At 58.7% G+C, this 21,534-nt stretch carries 16 protein-coding genes and 3 tRNA genes; 8 read left to right on the top strand and 11 right to left on the bottom strand.

All coding sequences use genetic code 11. The features are described 5' to 3' along the window. Positions 1 to 41: 41 nt before the first annotated feature. The 3 genes from LVD11_RS03585 to LVD11_RS03575 all read right to left on the bottom strand — a co-directional run bounded on the left by LVD11_RS03585 (position 42) and on the right by LVD11_RS03575 (position 2,645). A complete protein-coding gene (locus LVD11_RS03585; RefSeq protein WP_237056234.1) occupies positions 42 to 740 on the bottom strand; it encodes a type II secretion system protein N in 699 nt (232 codons plus the stop codon). Positions 741 to 966: 226 nt separating this feature from the next. Then, complete coding sequence (locus LVD11_RS03580; RefSeq protein ID WP_237056232.1) at positions 967 to 1,896, bottom strand: electron transfer flavoprotein subunit alpha/FixB family protein; 930 nt, start codon at positions 1,894 to 1,896, stop codon at positions 967 to 969. Next, positions 1,896 to 2,645, bottom strand: a complete 750-nt coding sequence (locus tag LVD11_RS03575; RefSeq protein WP_237056223.1) for an electron transfer flavoprotein subunit beta/FixA family protein — start codon at positions 2,643 to 2,645, stop codon at positions 1,896 to 1,898. Before LVD11_RS03575 ends, LVD11_RS03580 begins: the two co-directional genes overlap by 1 nt. 353 nt (positions 2,646 to 2,998) lie before the next feature. Between LVD11_RS03575 and LVD11_RS03570 the strand changes: the two genes are divergently transcribed. After that, positions 2,999 to 4,636 (top strand): electron transfer flavoprotein-ubiquinone oxidoreductase, encoded by a 1,638-nt coding sequence (locus tag LVD11_RS03570; RefSeq protein WP_439651261.1) that lies wholly within the window; start codon positions 2,999 to 3,001, stop codon positions 4,634 to 4,636. Between the two features lie 191 nt (positions 4,637 to 4,827). Then, on the top strand, positions 4,828 to 5,457 hold the full coding sequence (locus LVD11_RS03565; protein ID WP_237056221.1) for a cysteine hydrolase family protein: 630 nt from the start codon (positions 4,828 to 4,830) through the stop codon (positions 5,455 to 5,457). A gap of 99 nt (positions 5,458 to 5,556) precedes the next feature. Here the strand turns inward: LVD11_RS03565 and LVD11_RS03560 are convergent, their stop codons facing one another. The 4 genes from LVD11_RS03560 to LVD11_RS03545 form a co-directional block, all read right to left on the bottom strand. Continuing rightward, positions 5,557 to 8,280: a TonB-dependent receptor domain-containing protein gene (locus LVD11_RS03560; RefSeq protein WP_237056219.1), complete on the bottom strand. Its 2,724-nt coding sequence runs from the start codon at positions 8,278 to 8,280 to the stop codon at positions 5,557 to 5,559. A 118-nt stretch (positions 8,281 to 8,398) separates the two neighbouring features. Next, a complete protein-coding gene (locus tag LVD11_RS03555) occupies positions 8,399 to 10,036 on the bottom strand; it encodes a beta-helix domain-containing protein (protein ID WP_237056218.1) in 1,638 nt (545 codons plus the stop codon). A 524-nt stretch (positions 10,037 to 10,560) separates the two neighbouring features. Continuing rightward, complete coding sequence (locus LVD11_RS03550; RefSeq protein ID WP_237056216.1) at positions 10,561 to 11,115, bottom strand: DUF1285 domain-containing protein; 555 nt, start codon at positions 11,113 to 11,115, stop codon at positions 10,561 to 10,563. Further along, positions 11,108 to 11,785 (bottom strand): TetR/AcrR family transcriptional regulator, encoded by a 678-nt coding sequence (locus LVD11_RS03545; RefSeq protein ID WP_237056214.1) that lies wholly within the window; start codon positions 11,783 to 11,785, stop codon positions 11,108 to 11,110. Before LVD11_RS03545 ends, LVD11_RS03550 begins: the two co-directional genes overlap by 8 nt. A 344-nt stretch (positions 11,786 to 12,129) precedes the next feature. Here LVD11_RS03545 and LVD11_RS03540 point away from each other — a divergent pair, with 344 nt between their 5' ends. The 6 genes from LVD11_RS03540 (at position 12,130) to LVD11_RS03515 (ending at position 17,266) form a co-directional block, all read left to right on the top strand. After that, the gene (locus LVD11_RS03540) at positions 12,130 to 12,975 is read left to right on the top strand and encodes an acyl-CoA thioesterase (RefSeq protein ID WP_237056212.1); all 846 of its coding nucleotides are present in this window, start codon (positions 12,130 to 12,132) and stop codon (positions 12,973 to 12,975) included. A 68-nt stretch (positions 12,976 to 13,043) separates the two neighbouring features. Beyond that, positions 13,044 to 13,120, top strand: a tRNA-Pro gene (locus tag LVD11_RS03535). Positions 13,121 to 13,285: 165 nt separating this feature from the next. Next, positions 13,286 to 14,521, top strand: coding sequence for a hypothetical protein (locus LVD11_RS03530; RefSeq protein WP_237056210.1), 1,236 nt, complete (start codon positions 13,286 to 13,288; stop codon positions 14,519 to 14,521). Between the two features lie 756 nt (positions 14,522 to 15,277). Next, positions 15,278 to 15,351: transfer RNA gene (locus tag LVD11_RS03525), tRNA-Cys, on the top strand. 87 nt (positions 15,352 to 15,438) lie between these two features. Continuing rightward, positions 15,439 to 15,525 (top strand) — tRNA-Leu (locus LVD11_RS03520). A gap of 409 nt (positions 15,526 to 15,934) precedes the next feature. Beyond that, positions 15,935 to 17,266: a S8 family peptidase gene (locus LVD11_RS03515; protein WP_237056208.1), complete on the top strand. Its 1,332-nt coding sequence runs from the start codon at positions 15,935 to 15,937 to the stop codon at positions 17,264 to 17,266. A gap of 70 nt (positions 17,267 to 17,336) precedes the next feature. Here the strand turns inward: LVD11_RS03515 and pgsA are convergent, their stop codons facing one another. The 4 genes from pgsA to LVD11_RS03495 form a co-directional block, all read right to left on the bottom strand. After that, entirely contained in the window at positions 17,337 to 17,930 is a 594-nt protein-coding gene (pgsA, locus tag LVD11_RS03510; protein WP_237056206.1) for a CDP-diacylglycerol--glycerol-3-phosphate 3-phosphatidyltransferase, read from the bottom strand. A gap of 100 nt (positions 17,931 to 18,030) precedes the next feature. Beyond that, positions 18,031 to 19,878 (bottom strand): excinuclease ABC subunit UvrC, encoded by a 1,848-nt coding sequence (gene uvrC, locus LVD11_RS03505; protein ID WP_237056204.1) that lies wholly within the window; start codon positions 19,876 to 19,878, stop codon positions 18,031 to 18,033. A 57-nt stretch (positions 19,879 to 19,935) separates the two neighbouring features. Next, entirely contained in the window at positions 19,936 to 20,589 is a 654-nt protein-coding gene (locus LVD11_RS03500; RefSeq protein WP_237056202.1) for a response regulator, read from the bottom strand. A gap of 284 nt (positions 20,590 to 20,873) precedes the next feature. Continuing rightward, on the bottom strand, positions 20,874 to 21,509 hold the full coding sequence (locus tag LVD11_RS03495; protein WP_237056200.1) for an alpha-ketoglutarate-dependent dioxygenase AlkB family protein: 636 nt from the start codon (positions 21,507 to 21,509) through the stop codon (positions 20,874 to 20,876). Between the last annotated feature and the right edge of the window lie 25 nt (positions 21,510 to 21,534).

Genomic DNA, 21,534 nt, shown 5'->3' with positions numbered 1-21,534 from the left:
GAGATGCCGTGATGCAAAAAATCTTTTTGTTGTAATCGATCCTACTGGGACTGGCGTTCCGCCCGGCGCTCTTTTGCGAGTCGCCGCAGCTCTTCCAGACGCTCGCGCACCGATGCGCGACTCTGATCGGCATTATTCACACTGCCGCGGGAGCGTACCGACGCACTGGAGGCTCTGGCAGAGCCGGTTGCATAGTTGCGCCGGGAAACGCTGGGCTGGCCATCCACGTCGGGATAGGTCAGCTTTTCCATCTGCCCCCCCCTTTGCAGCACAATATGATCAACAGCCACCGAGTGCAACTTGGCCCCACCGGGCAACGCGTCCCCCACATACACCCGTTCAGCGGGTTTGCCCCGCTCGGCCACCAGGGCACTGGCCCGCTCTTTACGGCTGCTGTCCAGGACACCAGACAGGACCAGGTTCAACTGGGTAATGGGAATATTGGCGAGATCCAGGTCCGGCTCCTCCCGGCCCTGCTCAACAGCGGCATCGCCGAAAAATTGCGTAGCCGGCAGGCGCGTGGTACGGGCCACGGTCGAAGGGGCGGCCTGGCGGGGAGCAAGAAGGGACTCTTCCGGTGAAGAGGGAATAATCAACGCACCGTAAGCGGTCGCATTGAGCAGCAACCAGCCAGCGGCAACAGCTGCGGAGGCCGCAGTGCTTCGAGGAAACGGTTTGCGGCCCTCAGCGTGCGCGAAACGGTCGCGAAATGCGCTGAACACACGAGAAACTGCGGTCATGAAACACCCTGTGAGTCAATAACGAGATCGACGGAGCTTATCTATTATTGACGCCTATTGTCTTTCGTCACACCCAGAAAGGCAATGTTCCCTGATTGGCGCCGATTACTTCCTGTACCCACAGGCATCGAGCTTGCAACAGCTAATCCGTCCGGGTCACCTCCCAGGTAAAAAGAAGGCGGCCAGGGGCCGCCTTCCGAATGCCGGACAGTCTATTAAGTGGAAGTTACAACTTTGTTTCCAGCTCAGGTACGGCATCAAACAGGTCAGCCACCAGGCCGTAATCCGCCACGGAGAAGATCGGTGCCTCTTCATCCTTGTTGATGGCGACAATAATCTTGGAGTCCTTCATACCTGCCAGGTGCTGGATGGCACCGGAGATACCGACTGCGATGTACAGGTCAGGTGCCACGATCTTTCCGGTCTGCCCCACCTGCATGTCGTTGGGCACAAAACCGGCATCCACAGCCGCCCGGGAGGCGCCCACGGCGGCACCCAGCTTGTCAGCGACCTTATAGAGCATCTCAAAGTTCTCACCGTTCTGCATGCCGCGGCCACCGGAGATCACTACCTTGGCAGAGGTGAGGTCCGGACGGTCGGATTCCGCGAGCTCTTCCCCGACAAAGCTGGAGACACCGGCATCGTCAGCGATATCGACGGCCGTAACATCAGCAGAGCCGCCCTCGGCGACTACCGCATCAAACGCGGTTGCACGCACAGATACCACCTTGATGGCATCGGAGCTCTGTACTGTGGCGATGACGTTGCCAGCGTAAATCGGGCGCTTGAACGTGTCGGCGCTCTCGACGGCGATAATGTCAGAAATCGGCTGCACATCCAGCAATGCCGCTGCACGCGGCAGCATGTTCTTGCCGGTTGTGGTGGCCGGGGCCAGAATGTGCCCGTAATCCTTGCCCAGGTCCGCCACCAGCTTGGCTACGTTCTCCGCCAGCTGGTGACCATAGGCTGCATTATCGGCAACCAGCACCTTGCTGACACCTTCCACCTTGGCGGCGGCCTCAGCAACGGCGCCACAATCGGCACCGGCAACCAGTACGTGGATATCATCACCAATCGCCTTGGCAGCGGCGATGGTGTTTAGGGTTGCGCCCTTCAGTTCGGCGTTGTCGTGTTCCGCAATAACCAGGATGCTCATCAGATTACCTTCGCCTCGTTCTTCAGTTTCTCCACCAGTTCCGCTACGTCAGCGACCTTAACGCCAGCCTGGCGCTCAGCCGGCGGCTCAACCTTCAGGGTCTTGAAGCGCGGGGCGATATCGACACCCAGCTCGTCCGGGCTGGTGGTGTCTAACGGCTTTTTCTTCGCCTTCATGATGTTCGGCAGCGAGGCATAACGCGGCTCATTCAAGCGCAGGTCGGTGGTGACAATCGCCGGCAGTTTCAGCTCGACGGTCTGCAGGCCGCCGTCAATCTCACGGGTCACCTTGGCGGAACCGTCTTCAACAACCACCTCGGAAGCAAAGGTACCCTGGGCCATGCCAGTCAGCGCACCCAGCATCTGGCCAGTCTGGTTGTTGTCGCCATCAATGGACTGTTTGCCCATGATGACCATCTGCGGCTCTTCCTTCTCAACGATGGCTTTCAGGCACTTGGCCACGCCCAGGGGCTGCAGTTCTTCGTCGGTCTCAACCAGGATGCCACGGTCAGCGCCCAGCGCCAGAGCAGTGCGGATCTGCTCCTGGCACTGCTTGGAACCCATGGAAACGACAACGATCTCGCTGACAACACCCTTTTCCTTCAGGCGCACCGCCTCTTCAACGGCAATTTCGCAGAATGGGTTGATGGACATTTTCACGTTGGCGGTATCGACGTCGGAACCGTCCGCCTTTGGGCGAACCTTGACGTTGTAGTCCACAACGCGTTTCACAGCTACAAGAACTTTCATGGAAATCCCGTCTCGCTAATCTATTTTGGAGCCGCGACTGACAGGTCATATCGCGAACAAATATGATTCTTCGGTCAAACAGTTGTTTGAACGCGGTGTATGTTGAGCCTTCTACTGCGCAAAATCAATAGGCTGATAATAGCCGCCAGCACTATTCATATGACTGATGACCGGGCATCCGCCACCGCCATAATCCACCGCAACTCATTGAATTTCGGCATATTTGCCACGAGAAATGCATACTCCTGCAATTGGTAGGGCTGTTCAAACACCGATATAATCGCCGACCTATATAAGAACCGAGGCCCCAGTGGCCCTGAAATACTCGAGTGCAACCAGCGGAGGAGAGCGCCGTGGAACGCGAATCAATGGAATACGACGTAGTAATCGTGGGTGCCGGTCCGGCGGGGCTGGCGGCGGCCTGCCGTATTCGCCAGCTCAACGAAGACATCTCGGTGTGTGTGGTGGAAAAAGGCTCCGAGGTCGGTGCCCATATCCTCTCCGGCGCGGTATTCGAGCCCACTGCCCTGAATGAACTGTTCCCGGACTGGAAAGAGCGCGGCGCGCCGCTGAATACCCCGGTCAAGGGTGATGACATCTATGTCATGGGCGGTGCTGAAAAAGCCACCAGGGTACCCAACCTCTTTGTGCCCAGCACCATGCACAATGAAGGCAACTATATCATCAGCCTGGGCAACCTGTGCCGCTGGCTGGCGGAACAGGCGGAAAGTCTGGGCGTGGAGATCTTTCCCGGTTTTGCCGCCGCAGAAGTCCTCTACAACGACGACGGCTCAGTCAAGGGTATCGCCACTGGCGATATGGGCGTTGGGGCCAACGGCGACCATAAAGATGCCTACATGCCCGGCATGGAACTGCATGCCAAGTACACCCTCTTTGCCGAGGGTTGCCGCGGCCACCTGGGCAAGCAGCTGATCAGCAAGTTCAAGCTGGATGAAGGCAAGGACCCGCAGCACTACGGTATCGGTATCAAGGAAATCTGGAAAGTTGCCGACGACAAGCACCAGGAAGGCCTGGTAGTGCATACCGCCGGCTGGCCCCTCGATGAGAGCGGCTCCCACGGCGGCGGCTTCCTGTATCACCTGGAGGACAACCAGGTCGTGGTAGGCCTGATTACCGACCTGGCCTACAGCAATCCCCACGTGAGCCCGTTTGACGAGTTCCAGCGCTACAAGCACCACCCGGTGATCAAGCAGTACCTGGAAGGTGGTCAACGCGTGGCCTATGGTGCCCGTGCCATCACCAAGGGTGGCCTCCAGTCCCAGCCCAAAATGACCTTCCCGGGTGGCCTGATGATCGGCGACAACGCCGGCACGCTGAACTTCGCCAAGATCAAGGGTAACCATACCGCCATGAAGTCCGGCATGATCGCCGCCGAGACCGTGGCCGAAGCCCTGGCCGCAGAGCGGGCCAGTGACGAGCTGACCGAGTACAGCGACAAGTACCGCAACAGCTGGGCCTGGAAGGAGCTGCACAAGCAGCGCAACTTCGGCCCCGCCCAGCACAAGTTCGGTAACATTCTCGGTTCCGCCTACGCCTTCCTGGATATCAACATCTTCCAGGGCAAGCTGCCGTGGACCCTGCGTGACACCAAGGCGGACCACGCCCAGCTCAAGCCCGCCGCGGACTGCAAGAAGATCGACTACCCGAAGCCTGACGGCGTGCTCAGCTTTGACAAGCTGTCCTCGGTGTTTATCTCCAACACCAACCACGAGGAAGACCAGCCCTGTCACCTGACGCTCAAGGATGACGAGATCCCGCTGAACCACAACCTTCCCATCTACGACGAGCCGGCGCAGCGGTACTGCCCGGCGGGCGTGTACGAAGTGGTTGAAGATGCCGAGGGCAAGCGCTTCCAGATCAATGCGCAGAACTGTGTGCACTGCAAGACCTGTGACATCAAGGACCCGACCCAGAATATTGTCTGGATCGCCCCCGAGGGCGGCGGTGGTCCGAACTACCCCAACATGTAACCCGACAGTTAGAGTTTCCAGGCGCCTTCGGGCGCCTTTTTTATTGCACTGGATAGCAACCCCGCACTCCTGCGCGCCCTGCCAGCGCCTGCCTGCACCCGGTCCCGGCCAGACCTTCCCAGCTGACTACACTGAAGCATACCGCCAAAGAAGAATGTCGCCTTGCGACACCCGAAGACAGGTGTATCCGCATGAAAGCCGCCCTACTCTGCATCGACCTCCAGTACCTTGTGGCCGCCCGCGGTCACGGCGTATTCAGCACCGACGGCAAAGCACCCTTCGACCAGCCAGGCCAGGAGTATTACTTTAACCGGCTGGAAAAGCTGGTCCTGCCAAACATCCAGGAGTTACAGGCGATTTTCCGAGACAAGGGCCTGGAGGTGATCCATTTGCGCACCCGCTGCAAGACAACCGACGGGCGCGACCGGACTTACTGGCACAAGCGGCGCGAACTCTTGTGCCTGCCCGGCTCACGGGAATCGGAATTTCTCGACTCGGTGCAGCCCCGGGAGAACGAGCTGATTATCAACAAGACGGGCTCCGGTCCATTCGGCAACAGCAATATCCACCCCATACTCACCGAGCTTGATATTTCCCAGCCGTACTGCTGCGGCGTGTTTACCCACCAGGGCGTAGAATCCACCGTCCGCGCCCTGGCCGATTTCCATTACCGTCCAGTGCTCGTCACGGACGCCACGGCCACAGGCAGTGAACGAATGGAGAAAGACACAGTGGACCGACTGCATGGAGTCTATTGCGATACCATCGAGACTGAGACGCTGGTAGAGGACCTGCGCCAGCATATCCGCTCGGTAAAATAATACATGATCCCGACGATATCCCGACAATAAAAAACCGGGCGCAGGAACCAGCGCCCGGTTTAAGCTTCCCCATTCTGCTTGTTAAGTCCCTGTTTGTACTCAGAACTTGTACTGCGCGCTCAGGGCAAAAGAGGATCCCGGCTGCTCCTCGTAAACAATGACACTCTCCCGCTCGATCTCGACAGGCTCATCCAGCAGGTTCTGCATCTTGGCCTTGATGGTTAATTCCTGGGTGGGATACCAGGAGTAAGTGAGGTCCAGGGAGTGGAACGGCTGTTCGAATGCATCCGGCGAGCCGTTACGGCCGGCCAGGTACAGGCGCTCGCCGAAGACGTTGTAACCCAGGGTGGCTGCGTGGTAACCGTCGGGCGAGTCGAAACCAACCAGCATATTGACCACGTAATCGGAAGCGCCGGTCATCTCACGCACGGCATTGGTCGGTGCGTCCGCCTCGGTACCGGCAACCAGCTCCGACTCCTGCAGCGTGATATTGCCCTGGACAAAGAAACTGTCCATGGTTTCGCCCAGGAAGCCCATGGTCTTCAGGCCCTCAATCTCGACACCGATGATTTCACCAGACTCGGCATTGATGATCTCCCGCGCAACATTGGTATCACTGGAACCCAGCTCGAAGAATTCGATCGGGTCGAGGATACCCTTGTAGTAGGTGGACAGGGTCAGGTTATCACCGTTGTCGAAGAACCACTCCGCACGCAGGTCGAAATTGGTGATCTCTGACGGACGCGCATTGGGATTACCCTTGATCTGCTCATCGGTGATCGGGTCGATATAGATAGCATCCGTGATCTCACGCAGGTCCGGACGCACCGCGGTCTTGCTGGCACCAAAGCGCAGCTGGAAAGTCTCGGCCCATAGGTTGTCCATGTAGGTCAGGGCCAGTGCCGGGTAAACCGCATCTTCGCTGAATGTCGCGGCTTCCAGCTCCTGGCGATCCATGGTGACCTGGGGATCATCGAAAGTGTAGCCATAGGGGTTCCAGTCCAGGGCCACCTGGCTGTAGTCCTCCCAGCGGGCGCCGGCGGAGACACGCCAGGTCTCGTTCAGTGTCCAGTCAAACTTACCGAAGGCGGCATCGGTCAGGGTAGCGGCGATATAGCTCTGGTTGTTGGCGCCGGCGCGGTCGAATACGAAGTTGTTGTTCGGGTCGGTAATATTCTGGTCGCTGAGCACTTGGTCCAATGAACCATTCAGGGAATCAACACTGTCGACATCCAGGGCACCCAGGCGGAACTCGGTCTCCTTGTAGGTGCGCCCCTTCTCTGTGCGGGCAAAACCACCGCTCAGCTCCAGTGTGGAAGAAGAGAACTGCAGCGGCAGGGCTGCAGTCCAGCCATAATCCTTGACAGTATCCTCCAGCTCGGTAAAACGGAAGCCTGAGGTGTTGGTGCCAATGCTGACGGCCGAGCTGACAACTGCTCCGGACTCGTCAGTAGTGGTATCAGCATTCACTGACACCTCATTGGGAATATCAGTGGCAGCAGTGGCTTCGGAATAGAACCAGTCGAACGCCAGGTCTTCCGGCACCCAGTCAAGCATGCCACCGGGCGTCATTTCCCTGGTCTGGGCACCAACCACATGGCTGCCCTTGACCTGGTTGACGAACAGGTCGCGCTCTTCGTACTTGATACTGTACTCACGGAAGCCGCGGCCATCTGCCAGCTGGCGGTTCTCGTTGAAGTAGTCGCGGATTGCAGTTTCATCATCGGTATTGCGCAGGTAGAGGCTGGTGCTGGAGATTTCGTGATCATCCCCGTAACGTACACCCAGGTTCAGGTTACCGCTCAGATCGACTGAGTGAGTGGACTTGTCCTGTGTGTCGAACTGCTGGTCCGGTGCGCCAAAACTTCGCTTGACCCGCTCCTCTTCATGCCACTTGTTCTTGTAGGACCCCCCGGCCAGGAAGCCCACTTCCAGGTTGTCACCGATATAGAAGCGATTGCCGACACTACCCTTGATATCGGCATCCGGCGCACTGGAGTCTTCCTCGATAGCCACATCGCGATTCAGGTACAGGGCTATCTCACGATTGAGCTTCTGCGCAGCAGAGAAGGCCTCCTGCGGGGAATGGTACTCAACGCCATCTTTCTGCAGTGTATCCCGGATATCTGCCACGCCCAGGCGCCCCTGGAAACGCTCCAGGTACCAGTCTATTTCACTGGCAAGCTCCCTCGTGCCATCGTCAGTGCCAAAGTCATCATCGCCACCGCCGCGATAGCTCAGAACATCCCCGTCGGTCTCCGAGTTCATACCGGTACCGAATTCCAGAGAGTAAGTCAGCGACTCCGGGATGCCCCTGGTGCGGATATCAACGTTACCGCCACCAAAGGTCGCAGCCTTGTCGGCAGAATAGGATTTCTGCACGGCAAGGGAATCCACCACCGAGGTGGGGAAGATATCCAGGGGAATTACATTACGGGTCAGGTCCGGTGAAGGGACCGTGGCGCCGTTCATGGTAGTACTGGAATAGCGCTCACCCAGGCCGCGCACATAGACAAACTTGTCGCTTACCAGTGACAGGCCGGAAACGCGGCGCAGTGCAGCCGCGACGGTGGAGTCCCCCACCCGCCCGATCATCTCCGAGCCCAGCACATCGGTGACCACCTCTTCTTCCAGGCGCTCGGTGACCAGCATCTCCGCGGAATCGCGCAGGCGGCCCTGGACCATTACTTCTTCGATTTGCTGTCCTTGCGGAGCGGGAACATCATCCATCTCCACCTGAGCCCACGCACTGGGGGTCAGGGTCGAGGCCGTGGCGATAGCCAGTACCAGCGGCGCTCTTTGATATTTTTCGATCTTAACCATTTCCAGGCCTCTTATATTTCCTGTTGATCCTGCGGTAGAAGCAAACGGGGCGCCGACTCCCTTTGCGAAAGTGGCGCCCCGGGTGATCAGGGACCAGGCCCCCGATCAAGTGCCCTGCTTAGTTTGCAAACCACAGCGGCTCGCCGTCGTGCAGGCCGTAGGTCCAGCCCTGGGTCCAGTCGAGGTCGCCCTGGCTCAGCGCACCGAAGTAGGCGCGGGAGATGGGACTGATGCTGATGGGTGCATCGTTGACCATCATGTTCCCGGCAGCGATGGAAAACACAGAGGGGGTACCCTCGAGGATCTGCAGCTGGGTGGCGTTCATCGCAGTCGGGTCAACAGCGCCGGTGATGTCGGCGAAGATGTTGTTGTTGGCAACGGCCCACTCTTCCAGGGTCTGGGCTCCAACCGGGCCACCCTTGGTGCGATCTTCACAGGCGAAGATATTGGACTCGATCTGCAGCTCAGTTCCGGTTTCTGCCTCCGCCAGGGTCTCGGGGTCTTCCACACGCAGGCAGTAGTTACTGCCATCGGCACCGGTAGTGTCGGCATTGAAAGAAGCCACAACCATGGAGTTGGTGATTTTCGGGAAGATGGCCTCACGGAAGCGCCACCCAGCACCCGGATCGTGGGTGGCGGTGTCGGCGCCATTGGCGGAGATGATGCAGGTCAGGCCATCAATAACCGGCCGGCTATTGATGCCTGCGGCGATCATTGCGTCGATGGTAGCGGAATCTTTATCGTCGTAACTGCCGATACCATCGGACTCGATACAATGGTTACCATCGGTTTCGCTCTGGATTACCAGTGCGTTGGTGATCGAACCATTCCAGCCCTCATCGATATCGATGGAGTCATCGCGGACGTACATGGCCAGGTAATTCTCAAAGCTGACCGCACCACCGAACATCTCGATACCATCGTCGTATGTGGAATAAACTTCCAGGTTTTTGATGATGGTTCCGCCACCAACGGCGCTGAAGGTGATACCGTTCAGCTCGTCTCCGTTGGCCACTTCGGCACCGGTGTGCTTGACGCGTACGTATTCCAGCTGGCCGGAGCTGTCGCTGTTGTTGTCACCGCCGTAGTTGGACTGGTCCTTGCCGGCAGCGCCTTCGGCCAGTACATGGCACTCGGAGGTGTTCAGGCTGGCGTCGTAGCTGCATTTATTGGTGATACCGAAGCCATTGATCACCATACCGCCCCACTGCTGTACCGCATCGAATGCAACCGCGTTGTCGACGGCATCAGAGGTGGAGGTGAAAGTGATCGGGGCATCCGCGGTACCAACAGCAAACACCTGGGAGCCACGGTTTACCACCATGAACTTGGTGCTGTCCGGGAAGGCGATAGTGGAGCCGGCCTCAATGGTCAGCTTGGCGCCGTCACCGCCTTCAGCAATGCCGGCGGCCGCCATGGTCGCGTCGTCGTCGTAGTTGTTGCCGACAAACAGGCTGCCTTCAAAGATGTGAACACCACCGTTGTCCAGCGCCGGGATAAAAAGGTCCTGGGTCAGGGCGTTACCGGAGTCAACAAAGCTCGCTGAGTAGGTACAGTTGGTGCCGTCGAAGGAGCCCTGCATTACCTGTCCGCTCTCCTCGTAAGAAGCGCAGGGGTTATTCTCATCGGTGGGAGTGCCACCGCTTACGGAGTTGTCGACAGTCTCCGGCTCGATGCTGATTCCACCGCTGTCGCAGCCGGCCAGCATGGCGGCAATCGCCGCAGAGAGCAGTAGCTTTTTGTTCACGTGTTTCATAATTCCCCCTAACGGAAGTTTTGCAAATTTGGGCAGCCAAAATTCTGACTTTTCTTCAGCTGTGCGTCCTGAATCCAAAAGCGCTTTTTCAGCAACCCGGAAACCTTAAATTTTTTGTTCGCCCTGGCGATTCGGACGCGAGGAAGTGTAGGAAGGCCATGTTGCGGAAATGTTACTTTTCAGCTTATTTCCCAAAAAACTTGCAACATCTGAAAGGAATTAAAGAAACGGTTACACTTATGTTGCGCGCATGTTTCAGGCGGTCAATATTCGGTCAGGTCGGAGATAAGTTACATCCAACGGTGAGAGGAAATCAGATGGCGACCGCGAGGAATTGGGGCTGGCAATTCCAGGCGATAGTCCAGGCTGCACTTTCGAAGCGTTACCTGGCCGGACTGGTAATATAAAAAGCCACTATTAATGTCGCGTGCTGGTCAGGCAGGAGAAGTGTGGGGATCCCAGTCAGGTGCGCAGCAGAGGGTAATTGCGCGAAGATATGCTTCCGACCGCCGGGGTATTGGTTCTCAGTATTGCCCCAGCGGCCAGTCCTCACCGGCGCTCTTGACGACAAGAGTATCTTGCGGACCCTGGGCGGGAGTAGCGGCCCAGCTTACGAGCTCGTAGTAAACGTCGCGGGAAATCCGGGCGAACAGCCCGTTGCGTACTTCGATATAGGGAATGGGTTGCGGTGGACGGCCAAAAGGACGCAGCTCCCACTGGTGCCCGGCATCCAGAGGCACAACGTCCCCCGTGTTGGTGGTGAAGAGCAGCTTGTCCTCGCCACCCTCTTTCCCACGGGCGACCTGGGTGGCGAGGAATGGCACATCCTCGACCCGGATCCGCCATTTCTCCACCGGGGTTACCAGGAAGTACTCATCGCCCTCGCGCTTGAGGATGCTGGCAAAGAGGTTCACCAGCGGCTTGCGACGGATCACAGTGCCCTCGTGCACCCAACTCCCGTCACGGCGGATGACCATGTCCATATCGCCGCACAGGTCAGGGCTCCAGTCGCTGACCGGTGGATGCCCACTGAACTCTTCCTGTAATCGCTGCAGTTGCTGGAACAGGGGTTCAGCCAAAAGAGGAACTCGCGCTGCCTTCTGACGGGGCGCCACCTTCCGGGCGGCGGCCGGACACATCGCCAATATGGACACCCACATCCATGATGAACTCCATCAGCCCCTCACGGTCCTCGATCACATCGGCAAATGACCGCGAATGGTAGAGTTCGACGGCGCCCTGCACCAGGGCCCAGTAGGTGGAATAGTAGAAGTAAGCCGGGACCTTCTTGAGCACGCCCTGCTCCATCCGGCGCTCGAATACCCGGTTCAGCGCGGACGCATTGGAGTTCCTGATCGCATGGAGTTCGGCAATCATTTCCGGAGCCAGGTTCAGGGCGATGATCTTCTCTTCAAGGCGCTGGAACAGGCGGTCCTTTGCCGGGTCAGCCATCCGCGACTCAAAGTACGCGCGGGCCGGGGCGGTGATATCACCCTGCTCCGCCGTCGCCACAGCGGACTTGAGGCGCTCGGTCAGGGCCTTTTCGTAGTCCATCAGCAGGCGCATGTATATCTCTGTCTTGGAGATGAAATGCTTATAGATGGTGCCCTTGCCAATATCGACCCGCTCGGCGATCTGTTCGACAGTGACCTTTTCCTCGCCATGCTCGAGCAACAGTTCAAGCGCTGCATCCAGGATACGCTGCTCCCTCGCGCGGAAGCGCTGAACCTTCTCCTTTGCCTTATCCATACTTCCGACCTTAGGTGCCATACGGTTTTGAGACTGAAATTGACTATCCATTCATGAATGATAGGCAATTAGTGGACATTGGAAAAGCGTTGCAGAGGACTTTGTGTCGAAAGCGCCGCTCGATCCCGCGCCCGGTGACCCGATCCGCGGGTATGGGGCGGGCCCCTCATAGTCGCATCCGGTGCCAACGGGCCCCTCATGCCCCCTAAAGGAACATCCATACTGAGCAGATCGGTAATGGTTCTACCGTCCCGGGTTGTTATCATGCGTCGCTGGAATGCCCGCCGCTACTCGCCAATACTCGGGTACGGGGGCAATGGATCACTCAGAAAGTAAGGCACACAATGGAAAAACTGAGCAAGCTGCTGGACGTCGAGGAGCTGGACCGGAACCTGTTTCGCAGCCGCCAGCACGTGGAGAACTATCGCAAAGTGCTGTTCGGCGGCCAGGTGCTGGGCCAGGCGCTGATGGCGGCCACACGCACTGTCGAGGACCGTCTGCCCCATTCCCTGCACGCTTATTTTCTGCGCCCTGGAAGCAGTGACCTGCCGGTGATCTACGACGTGGACCCGATCCGCGACGGCGGTAGCTTTACCACTCGCCGGGTGGTGGCCAAGCAGCATGGCCGCGCCATCTTCAACATGTCCACGTCTTTCCAGATCCATGAGCCGGGCTTTGACCACCAGGTGGATATGCCCACTGACGCTATCCCCGACCCGGAGTCACTGAAAAATACCCAGCAGCTGGCTGAGGAAGCCGGGCTGGTCAGCGAAGCCCACGACCAGCGGCGCTATATGATCGATTTCCGGCCAGTGGACCCGGAAAGCTATTTTGACCGGAAACAGCGTGAGGCCCGCTGCATGTTCTGGTTGCGGGCCGAGGGAGAGATGTCGGACGACCCGCTTGAGCACCGCTGCGCCCTGTCATACGCCTCGGACCTGGCACTGCTGGGTACTGCCCTGCAACCCCATCCCATCTCCCTTTTTGACCCCCACCTGATGCCGGCCAGCCTGGACCACGCCATGTGGTTCCACCGGGATTTCAGGGCGGATGACTGGCTGCTCTATGTCACCGACAGTCCCTCAGCCAGCGGCGCCCGTGGCTTCTGCCGGGGCCAGCTGTTCACCCGCGAGGGGGTACTGGTGGCCTCCACCGCCCAGGAGGGACTGATCCGGCAAATTAAAAAGTAAATCAATGGTTTACAAGTCGTGAGCGGCTGCTATAATGCCGCTCGCTTCGTTGATGAGGCACCACAAAACGGTGAGTAGCGCAGCCTGGTAGCGCACTTCCTTCGGGAGGAAGGGGTCGGAGGTTCGAATCCTCTCTCACCGACCAAATTCAAAAAAAGCCCGCAATCGCGGGCTTTTTTTATGTCTGCCCGCCCCGCAAGGTAAAACGGCTTCTCGCCGCCCCGAAGCGAACAGGTTGCCTCAATCCAGATGGCACCGTTACCCTCTTGTGCTGTCCAATCTCACTCAACCCCTGACAGTGAAAGGTACGATGTTCAGACAGCTGCATTCCATACTGGGCCTGATCCTCCTCTGCATCGCGTTTACCGCAGGCGCGACGGAAGGCAATACCTTCGACCTGCTCTACCGTGCTGACATTCAGCCGGAAACCGGCATGGCCGAGGTTGAGATCCAACTCAAGGGCGAAAGCCTGCCCCGCAAGCTGGTACTTCACCTGGACCCGGAGCGCCACCTGGACCTCGAGGGTGAGGGGGAACTTGAAGTCAATGGGGACGAAGCGGTCTGGCATCCACAGGCAAAATCCGCCAGCCTGCGCTACCAGTTCAAGATCAATGAGCAGAAAGGATCCGGTAGCTTTGATTCCCGTATCACCGACAAATGGGCCATCTTGCGCAGTGACAAGCTGATCCCGCCCATTGCGGCAACCATGGAGAGCGGCCTGCGCTCGAAGGCTGCGCTGGAGTTCTCACTACCGGATGGGTGGTCCTCTGCCCTGCCCTACGAGGAAATCGAGGACGATCACTATCGCATCAAGGATCCCGGGCGCCGCTTCAAGCGCCCCAAGGGCTGGATGATCGTAGGCAGGATCGGCAGCCGCCAGGATATCATCGACGGAGTCGACACCACCGTGGCCGCCCCCCTGGGGCAGAATGTCCGTCGCCAGGACACACTGGCATTCCTTAACTGGAATCTGCCAGAGCTGAAAAAGGTTTTCCCGGGATTCCCCGAGCACCTGCTGATCGTCAGCGCGGATGACCCCATGTGGCGCGGGGGCCTTTCCGGAACCCGGTCACTTTTCATGCACTCTGACCGCCCCCTGATCAGCGGTAACCGGACCAGCAGCATGATCCACGAGCTGGTTCACGTGGCCACCGGTATCCGTGGCGACCACCAGAGCGACTGGATCGTTGAAGGACTTGCCGAGTTCTACTCACTGGAGATCCTGCGGCGTACCGGCGGAATCAGCGAACGCCGCTACCAGGGTGCAGTGGACGAACTGGAAGAATGGGGCAAGGAGGCCCCTACCCTGCTGGTCAAGCGTTCATCAGGCCCGGTTACCGCCCGTGCGGTCGGGATCATGCGCCAGCTGGACCGCGAAATCCGCACCGCCACTGACGGCGAGGCCAGCATTGACGATGTGGCGCGGGCGCTGGCCGAGGATCGGGGCAAGGTAACCCTGGCGCGGTTCCGCAGGCTCGCCGAGGAAGCTGCCGGGAGACCGGTCAAGGCGCTGGACAAGGACAACCTCCGCGACGGGAAACCGTGAACAAATTTCGGGCAAAAAAAAGCCCTGACGACGGGGGGGGGAGAGCGTCAGGGCCAAGACCATTAGGAGTGAAACTTGGAGGATTTCATCCTTGCTACACAGCGGACAGCAGCCGCTCGGGGCGCGTCCTACCGGCATTACCGAGCACCTTGGGGGGAATGTGCTAGCCAGTTAAGGGAAGTATTGGCCAACCCCCGGGGATTGCCAGTACCACCGCAAAAAATTTTAGAACAATTGGTAATAGGTAGCAGCGCGTCCATAGTGATAGCGCTTAAATCCCGCCAGCCCCCGGCGGCGCCGCAGGGCTGTGGGTTAAGCGGCAGAACCGAGCACCGCAATGCTTGACTAATCGCTCCCAATCCCTAGAATAGCGCCTTCCTCGCAGCCATGCTGCGAACGTAAGTATAAGAAAACGCTAGGATTTTTCAGGTCCATCCGGTAGAATCCAGCGCGTTTTCAGGTTCGCCACGACGAACAGCTCAGGTAAGCAGTCCCTTTTAAATCAGGCAGTTTACCCGACTAGAAGACTTGGCCAGGTGGCAGAGTGGTTATGCAGCGGACTGCAACTACGGCGCCAGCGGCCAGATATAAGCGCCGGTTAAGCTCGAACCGGCGACTGAAGTTTCGACAGAGCAAACAATATGGCTAGGTGGCAGAGTGGTTATGCAGCGGACTGCAACTACGGCGCCAGCGGCCAGATATAAGCGCCGGTTAAGCTCGAACCGGCGACTGAAGTTTCGACAGAGCAAACAATATGGCTAGGTGGCAGAGTGGTTATGCAGCGGACTGCAACTCCGTGTACGCCGGTTCGATTCCGACCCTAGCCTCCATATTCCCCTCACCTGCCCTCCATTCCGGCAGGTGATTCGCGAGAGCCCCCCGCCGGGGTAGGCAGTGCGAACGCCTCTCGCAGCCCTGCCCGGGTGGTGGAATCGGTAGACACAGGAGACTTAAAATCTCCCGACCGTTAGGTCGTGCCGGTTCAAGTCCGGCCCCGGGCACCACTTCCCACTTTTCTTGGCTCTCCCCATCCATAAGCCCCGGGAAGACCCACCCAAAGTCACAGATCAGCTTCCTCCCACATCACCATCGCAGCCCATTGGCTCAGGTTTAACCCCTTATCCCCAGCTACCGCGGCCGGCATGGACAACCTTCGCAAGCACGCAGACGAATTTGGTACGAACTTCAAAGATTGAATTCACCCAGCCGAAAGAATCCCGTGCCAAGAGAAAAACCACATCCTACTATCCCTGTCACCTGACCAAACTTTCTTGTTATTTGATCAAATATCATTTACTCCCATTTCACTCCCCGCTTACATAGTCGCAGGCGCTTTACGCGCTGTGTTTTGCGACTTCTCCGTAATCTGCGGTACGGAAGCCGCCAATTTCCAAGGATAAAAAAGGAAAACCTATGTTACGCAAGCAAATGATCGCGCTGACTTCAGTGTTGGCACTGGGAGCCGCTGCCTCCCAGGCGGCATTGGCCGATTCCTGGGTGGTAGTCGCCCACGGCAACGACATCAAGCAGACGACGCTGGATGATATTGCGGCCGCCGGTGGCACCGTCACCAGGCATATTTCCCAGATTGGTGTGCTGCAGGTGGAAGCGGACAGCAACTTTGGCGAGATTGCGCGAACCATATCCGGGGTCAAGCACCTGAGCGCAGACGGCGGCTTCCAGTTTTACGAGCCGGTTGCCGAGGCTGGCCCTTCCCTTGAAGAGGCTGCCAATCCCCCCGGCAGCGGCGACGATGACTTTTTCTTTGACTTGCAGTGGGGGCACGATGCGGTAGATGCACCTGAAGCCTGGAATGCAGGCTATACCGGCAAGGGTATACGCGTCGCGGTTATTGATGGCGGTTATGACATGGATCACCCGGACCTGGTGCCCAATATCGATACCAGCGCCTACAGGGACTTTACCGGTGAAGGAATCGATTACGGCATCGATGACACCTTCAGCCATGGCACCCATGTAGCCGGCACCATCGCTGCCGCCGATAACGGCTTTGGCACCATCGGCGTCGCTCCGGACGCCACGCTCATCCTGCTCAAGGCGCTGCGCGACGAGGGTTCGGGTTCGTTTGGTGACGTGGCAGCTGCGATCGTACATGCGGCCGATCATGACGCAGACATTATCAACATGAGCCTTGGCGCCTCTTTCCCCGCCAGTGCGGAAGGCGCGGCAGCGCTCAAGGTGATGATGTCCAGGGCCACCAATTACGCCCACCATGCGGGAGTCACGATCATCACATCGGCAGGCAATGACGCCCGGGACGGCGACAAGGACACAGACACGGTCACCCTGCCCGCCGACTCGCCCCACGCAATCTCCATTTCGGCCACTGGTCCCAGAGGCTGGGCAGCCGGCGAGGAAAACCTGAACCAGCTCGCAATCTACTCGAACTACGGCCAGTCCCTGATCGACTTTGCCGCCCCCGGTGGCGACTACGAGTATTACCTGAGCAATGGCGGGGATATCTGTGCAGTAGCCGGACTGGTACGGCCCTGTGGAGTGTTTGATTTCGTATTCAGCACCGGCAACGGTGGCTGGTACTGGTCCGTGGGTACCAGCATGGCCTCTCCCCACGCCGCCGGTGTTGCGGCCCTGGTCATGGAAGCCAATGGCGGGCCCATGCACCCGGCTCAGGCAGTCGCGGAAATGGCTCACCTGGCACAGGACCTGGGCAAGCCCGGCAACGATGATGACTTCGGTGGTGGCCTGTTGAAGGCACCACGGTGAATCGAACTGCCGCTTGAACCAAAAAAGGCCTGCCGGGATGGCAGGCCTTTTTGCTGACCAGAAGCTGGCTTCAGGATCCCTCTTCCCGATCGCCGTCTTCATTATTACCCTCACTGTTATCCATCAGGGCCGGCCAGGCCGCGCGAAGGTAAATCACCATTGACCAGAGTGTCAGTGCCGCTGCGATATACAGCAGGATATAGCCGATGGTTTCCATTACCGGGTATTCCCGCACATCAAATGCGAGCAGGACGATAATCGCTGCCATCTGTGCCGTGGTTTTCACCTTGCCGATGAACGACACAGCCACGCTGGAGCGCAGCCCCAGCGCGGCCATCCACTCACGCAGGGCAGATACGGCAATCTCCCGCCCGATGATGACTGCCGCAGCAATGGTGAACCAGGCACTCTGGTGCAGGCCCACCAACAGGACCAGCGCTGTTGCGACCATGAGCTTATCTGCCACCGGGTCCAGGAAGGCCCCGAATGGGGTGCTCTGGTTCATCTTTCGGGCGATGTACCCATCCAGCCAGTCAGTGATGGCGGCAAGGCAAAAGATCACCGCGGAAGCCAGATAGCTCCATTTGTACGGCAGAAAGAACACCAGCACCAGTACTGGTATCAATGCGACCCGAAAAAGGGTCAGTTGGTTGGCGAGAGTCATACTTATCCCTGTGCTTGCGGTGCGGGTACGTTACCAAGTCGCCACTTAAAAAGAAACTTTATGCGCCCCGTAGTCACTTGCAGGCGCTGCATTCGTAACCTCAATGACTGTGTAAGGCCGAGTATATATCCTGCGCGAGTTTACGGCTGACCCCATCCACGCTCGCGAGCTCCTGCACCGTTGCACGCCGGATTTCCTGCAGCCCACCGAAATGCCTGAGTAGTGCCCGCCGGCGTGCCGGCCCCACCCCCGGGATACCCTCGAGTGGTGACTCCCGGCGCTTTTTGTCACGCCGCTGCCGGTGCCCGGTAATCGCAAATCGATGCGCCTCGTCACGCACCTGCTGGATCAGGTGTAGTGCCGGGGAATCGGCTGACAGTACCAGCTCACGCCCCCCTGCGACGACGTAGAGGGTCTCGAACCCGGCCTTGCGCGTGGTGCCCTTGGCCACACCCACAATTTGTACACCCACCACGCCCAGCGCGTTCAGGGTGTCCACGGCCTGTCGCACCTGGCCCTTGCCACCGTCAATCAGCAGGATATTCGGAAATTTGCCCTCTCCGCTCGACAGCCTTGTGTAGCGGCGCTTGAGCGCCTGCCCCATGGCAGCATAATCATCGCCGGCCTGGATCCCCTCGATATTAAAGCGACGGTAATCGGACTTGACTGGCCCACCCGTATCAAAGACCACACAGGAAGCCACCGTGGCCTCGCCGCTGGAGTGGCTGATATCAAAACACTCCAGGCGCTCAGGCAGTTGCTCCAGCTCCAGTACCTCCTGCAGGGCCTCGAACCGGCCCTGCAGCTTCTGCTGGGCCGCAGTGCGACTGCCGAGGTTTTGTGCTGCGGCCTGTTGCGCCATGGTGACCCAGGTAGCGCGGTTCCCCCGCAACTTGTGAGAAATGATCACTTCGCGACCAGCCTGCTGGCCCAGCGCCTCCTGGAGCGCCTCGCGGTCCCCGACCTCCTCAGAGATCAGGATTTCCCGCGGTATTTCCCGCTGGCTACCGAGGTAAAACTGCGGAATAAACGCGGAAAGCAACTCAGCGGGACCAAGACCCAGGCGTTCGGCGGGAAAGAAACTTCGACTGCCAAGGATGCGCCCCTGGCGAATAAACAGGACGTGCACACAGCAAGTGCCACCTTCAGACGCCACGCCCATCACATCGGCATTGCCACTCGAACGCTCTGCCACCTGGTCGGCCTGGAGCCGACGCAGGTCGCCGATCTGGTCACGCAAACGTGCCGCCCGCTCGAAATCCAGGTCGCGCGAAGCCCTGTCCATCTGATCAGCCAGCTCGCGGAGAATGGTGTCGCTCTTCCCTGTAAGGAACATCTCCGCATGGCGCACGTCAGCAGCATACTCCTCCTCACTGATGTACCCCACGCAGGGCGCTGTGCAGCGGGCAATCTGGTACTGCAGGCAGGGGCGTGAGCGGTTGCGGAAAACACTGTCCTCACAGGATCGAATGCGAAATGTCTTCTGGAGGAAATTGAGGCTGTCCCGCACCGAGGAGGCATTTGGGTAGGGACCGAAGTACTGCCCCTTCCTGCGCTTGGCACCGCGATGGAAGGCAATCCTGGGAAAGGTGTCAGCACTGGAAAGGAAGATATAGGGATAACCCTTGTCATCCTTCAGCATCACATTGTATGGCGGATGCTGGGACTTGATCAGGCTCTGCTCCAGAACCAGGGCCTCAGTCTCGCTGCGGGTTACCGTGACCTCAATGCTATTGATACGCTGGACCAGGGCCATGGTCTTGGCGGTCAGGCCCGAGGCGCGGAAATAACTGGACAGGCGACTGCGGAGATTCTTCGCTTTTCCTACATAAAGGATGCGGCCATCAGCGTCGAACATCTGGTAGACGCCGGGCTTGCGGGTGACTGATTGCAGGAAACGCTTGCTGTCAAACGGGTGAACAGTGCTCGAAGCATCGCTATCTGTCATGGATTTCGCCAATTACTGCTGAGCGGAATTCAAGGTGAGCACCGCGCTATGGAAAATTCAGAGCACTGCCTCGGGATCCAGAACCTGGTACTTGACTGCCATCAGCGTTAGCTCGACATCGCTGTGAATACCGAGCTTTTCAAAGATCCGGTAGCGATAGCTGTTGACCGTCTTTGGGCTCACCGCGAGAGTCGCGGCAATCTCAGCGACCTTATTGCCGTTGACGATCATGGTGGCGGTCTGCAGCTCGCGCTCTGACAGATCGTCAAAAGGAGATGACTTGCTCGAATTGCCGTTCACTTTCCGCAGGGCCATTTTCATGGCAATTGAGCTGCTGAGATAGACATTGCCTGAATGGACTGTGCGGATTGCCTTGACCATTTCCTCCAGGTCAGCACCTTTGGTGACATAGCCAAGGGCACCGGCCTGCATCAGCCGGTCAGGAAACATTTCGTCATCCAGCGCGCTCACTGCGATAACGCGCGATTCCGGACAGCGCAGTAGCAATTTGCGGGTGGCCTCCATGCCGCCCATGCCCGGCATCTTCACATCCATCAGGATGACATCCACCGGCTGCTGGCGCACAAAGGCCAGCGCGTCCTCGCCATTGCTGGCCTGACCGACAACTTCAATATCAGAGACGTCACCGAGCATGCGCGATATTCCCATGCGCACAAGGTCGTGATCGTCAACCACTAAGACTTTAATCAAGATAGCCCCAACAACGGATTATGCAGTCACCGGGCTTCCGCTTTCCGGTTTGCATTCTTTCTTACAGATTTTTTTACCCGGCTGACAGCACCGCCAGGCGAATCCACAGAGCCTACGGCCAAAATACCAGACAAATTCGCGGGTGCAAAGACACAGGGAATGCCCGGTGACAGATAAAACATTGGCCGAGACCTAACGCACACGCCATATATAACCAAATGGCATGAAAGTTCGCAGAGCCGCAACGCTGCCAACACCGGCAAGACCACAATCATGCTTCCGGGTCAGCCCGCGAGGTGGCGAAAAGTCAGGCTCACACGCCGTCCCAGGGGGCGGCGGGACTTGGCCACCTGGTGAAGCCAGTGACGCTGTACGGCGCCGGATGTCAGCAACAGCGCACCCTGGCCCAGCTCCAGCGCAACCCGGCCGCCACCGTCACGCCGCTTGAAAGCCAGTCGCCGCGATGCACCCAGGCTCAGGGTCGCGATCACCGGGTGCGGCCCGAGCTCGCGCTCATCGTCCGCATGCCAGCCCATGCTGTCCGCGCCCCCGCGGTAGTCATTGGCCAGCACGGAATTAAAGTCAAAACCACTGGATCGCAGGCGTGAACGGGCCCGGGCCAGTGGTTCAATCCACGGTTGCCCAACCTGTTCCAGCCCCGACCAGCGGTAGGTAATACCGGGATCGGCCACGAAAGCATGGCGCCTGGGGATGGGATGGCTGCGGCCGAACATGCGGATTTCGGGACTGTCCCAGGCCAGCAGCTCCAGGCAGGCCTGCATCAGGCCCGCCTGGTCCGAGGGGCCCAGCCAGTGTGGCAGTAACAGTGCGCTACCCGGCGCCAGGTCGACCCATTCAGAGCTTGCATGGCTGGCCGCCAGCTTCCCGGCCAGGGCGCGGAAGGTTGTTTCATCCAGCATCTTCCAGGCTCCGGAATCGTTGGAG

Origin of the sequence: Microbulbifer sediminum (genome assembly GCF_021729035.1) — a bacterium.
Classification (GTDB): Bacteria; Pseudomonadota; Gammaproteobacteria; order Pseudomonadales; family Cellvibrionaceae; genus Microbulbifer; species Microbulbifer sediminum.
Note: the sequence above shows the minus strand (reverse complement) of the source record. Positions and strands in the feature narration are given on the sequence as shown.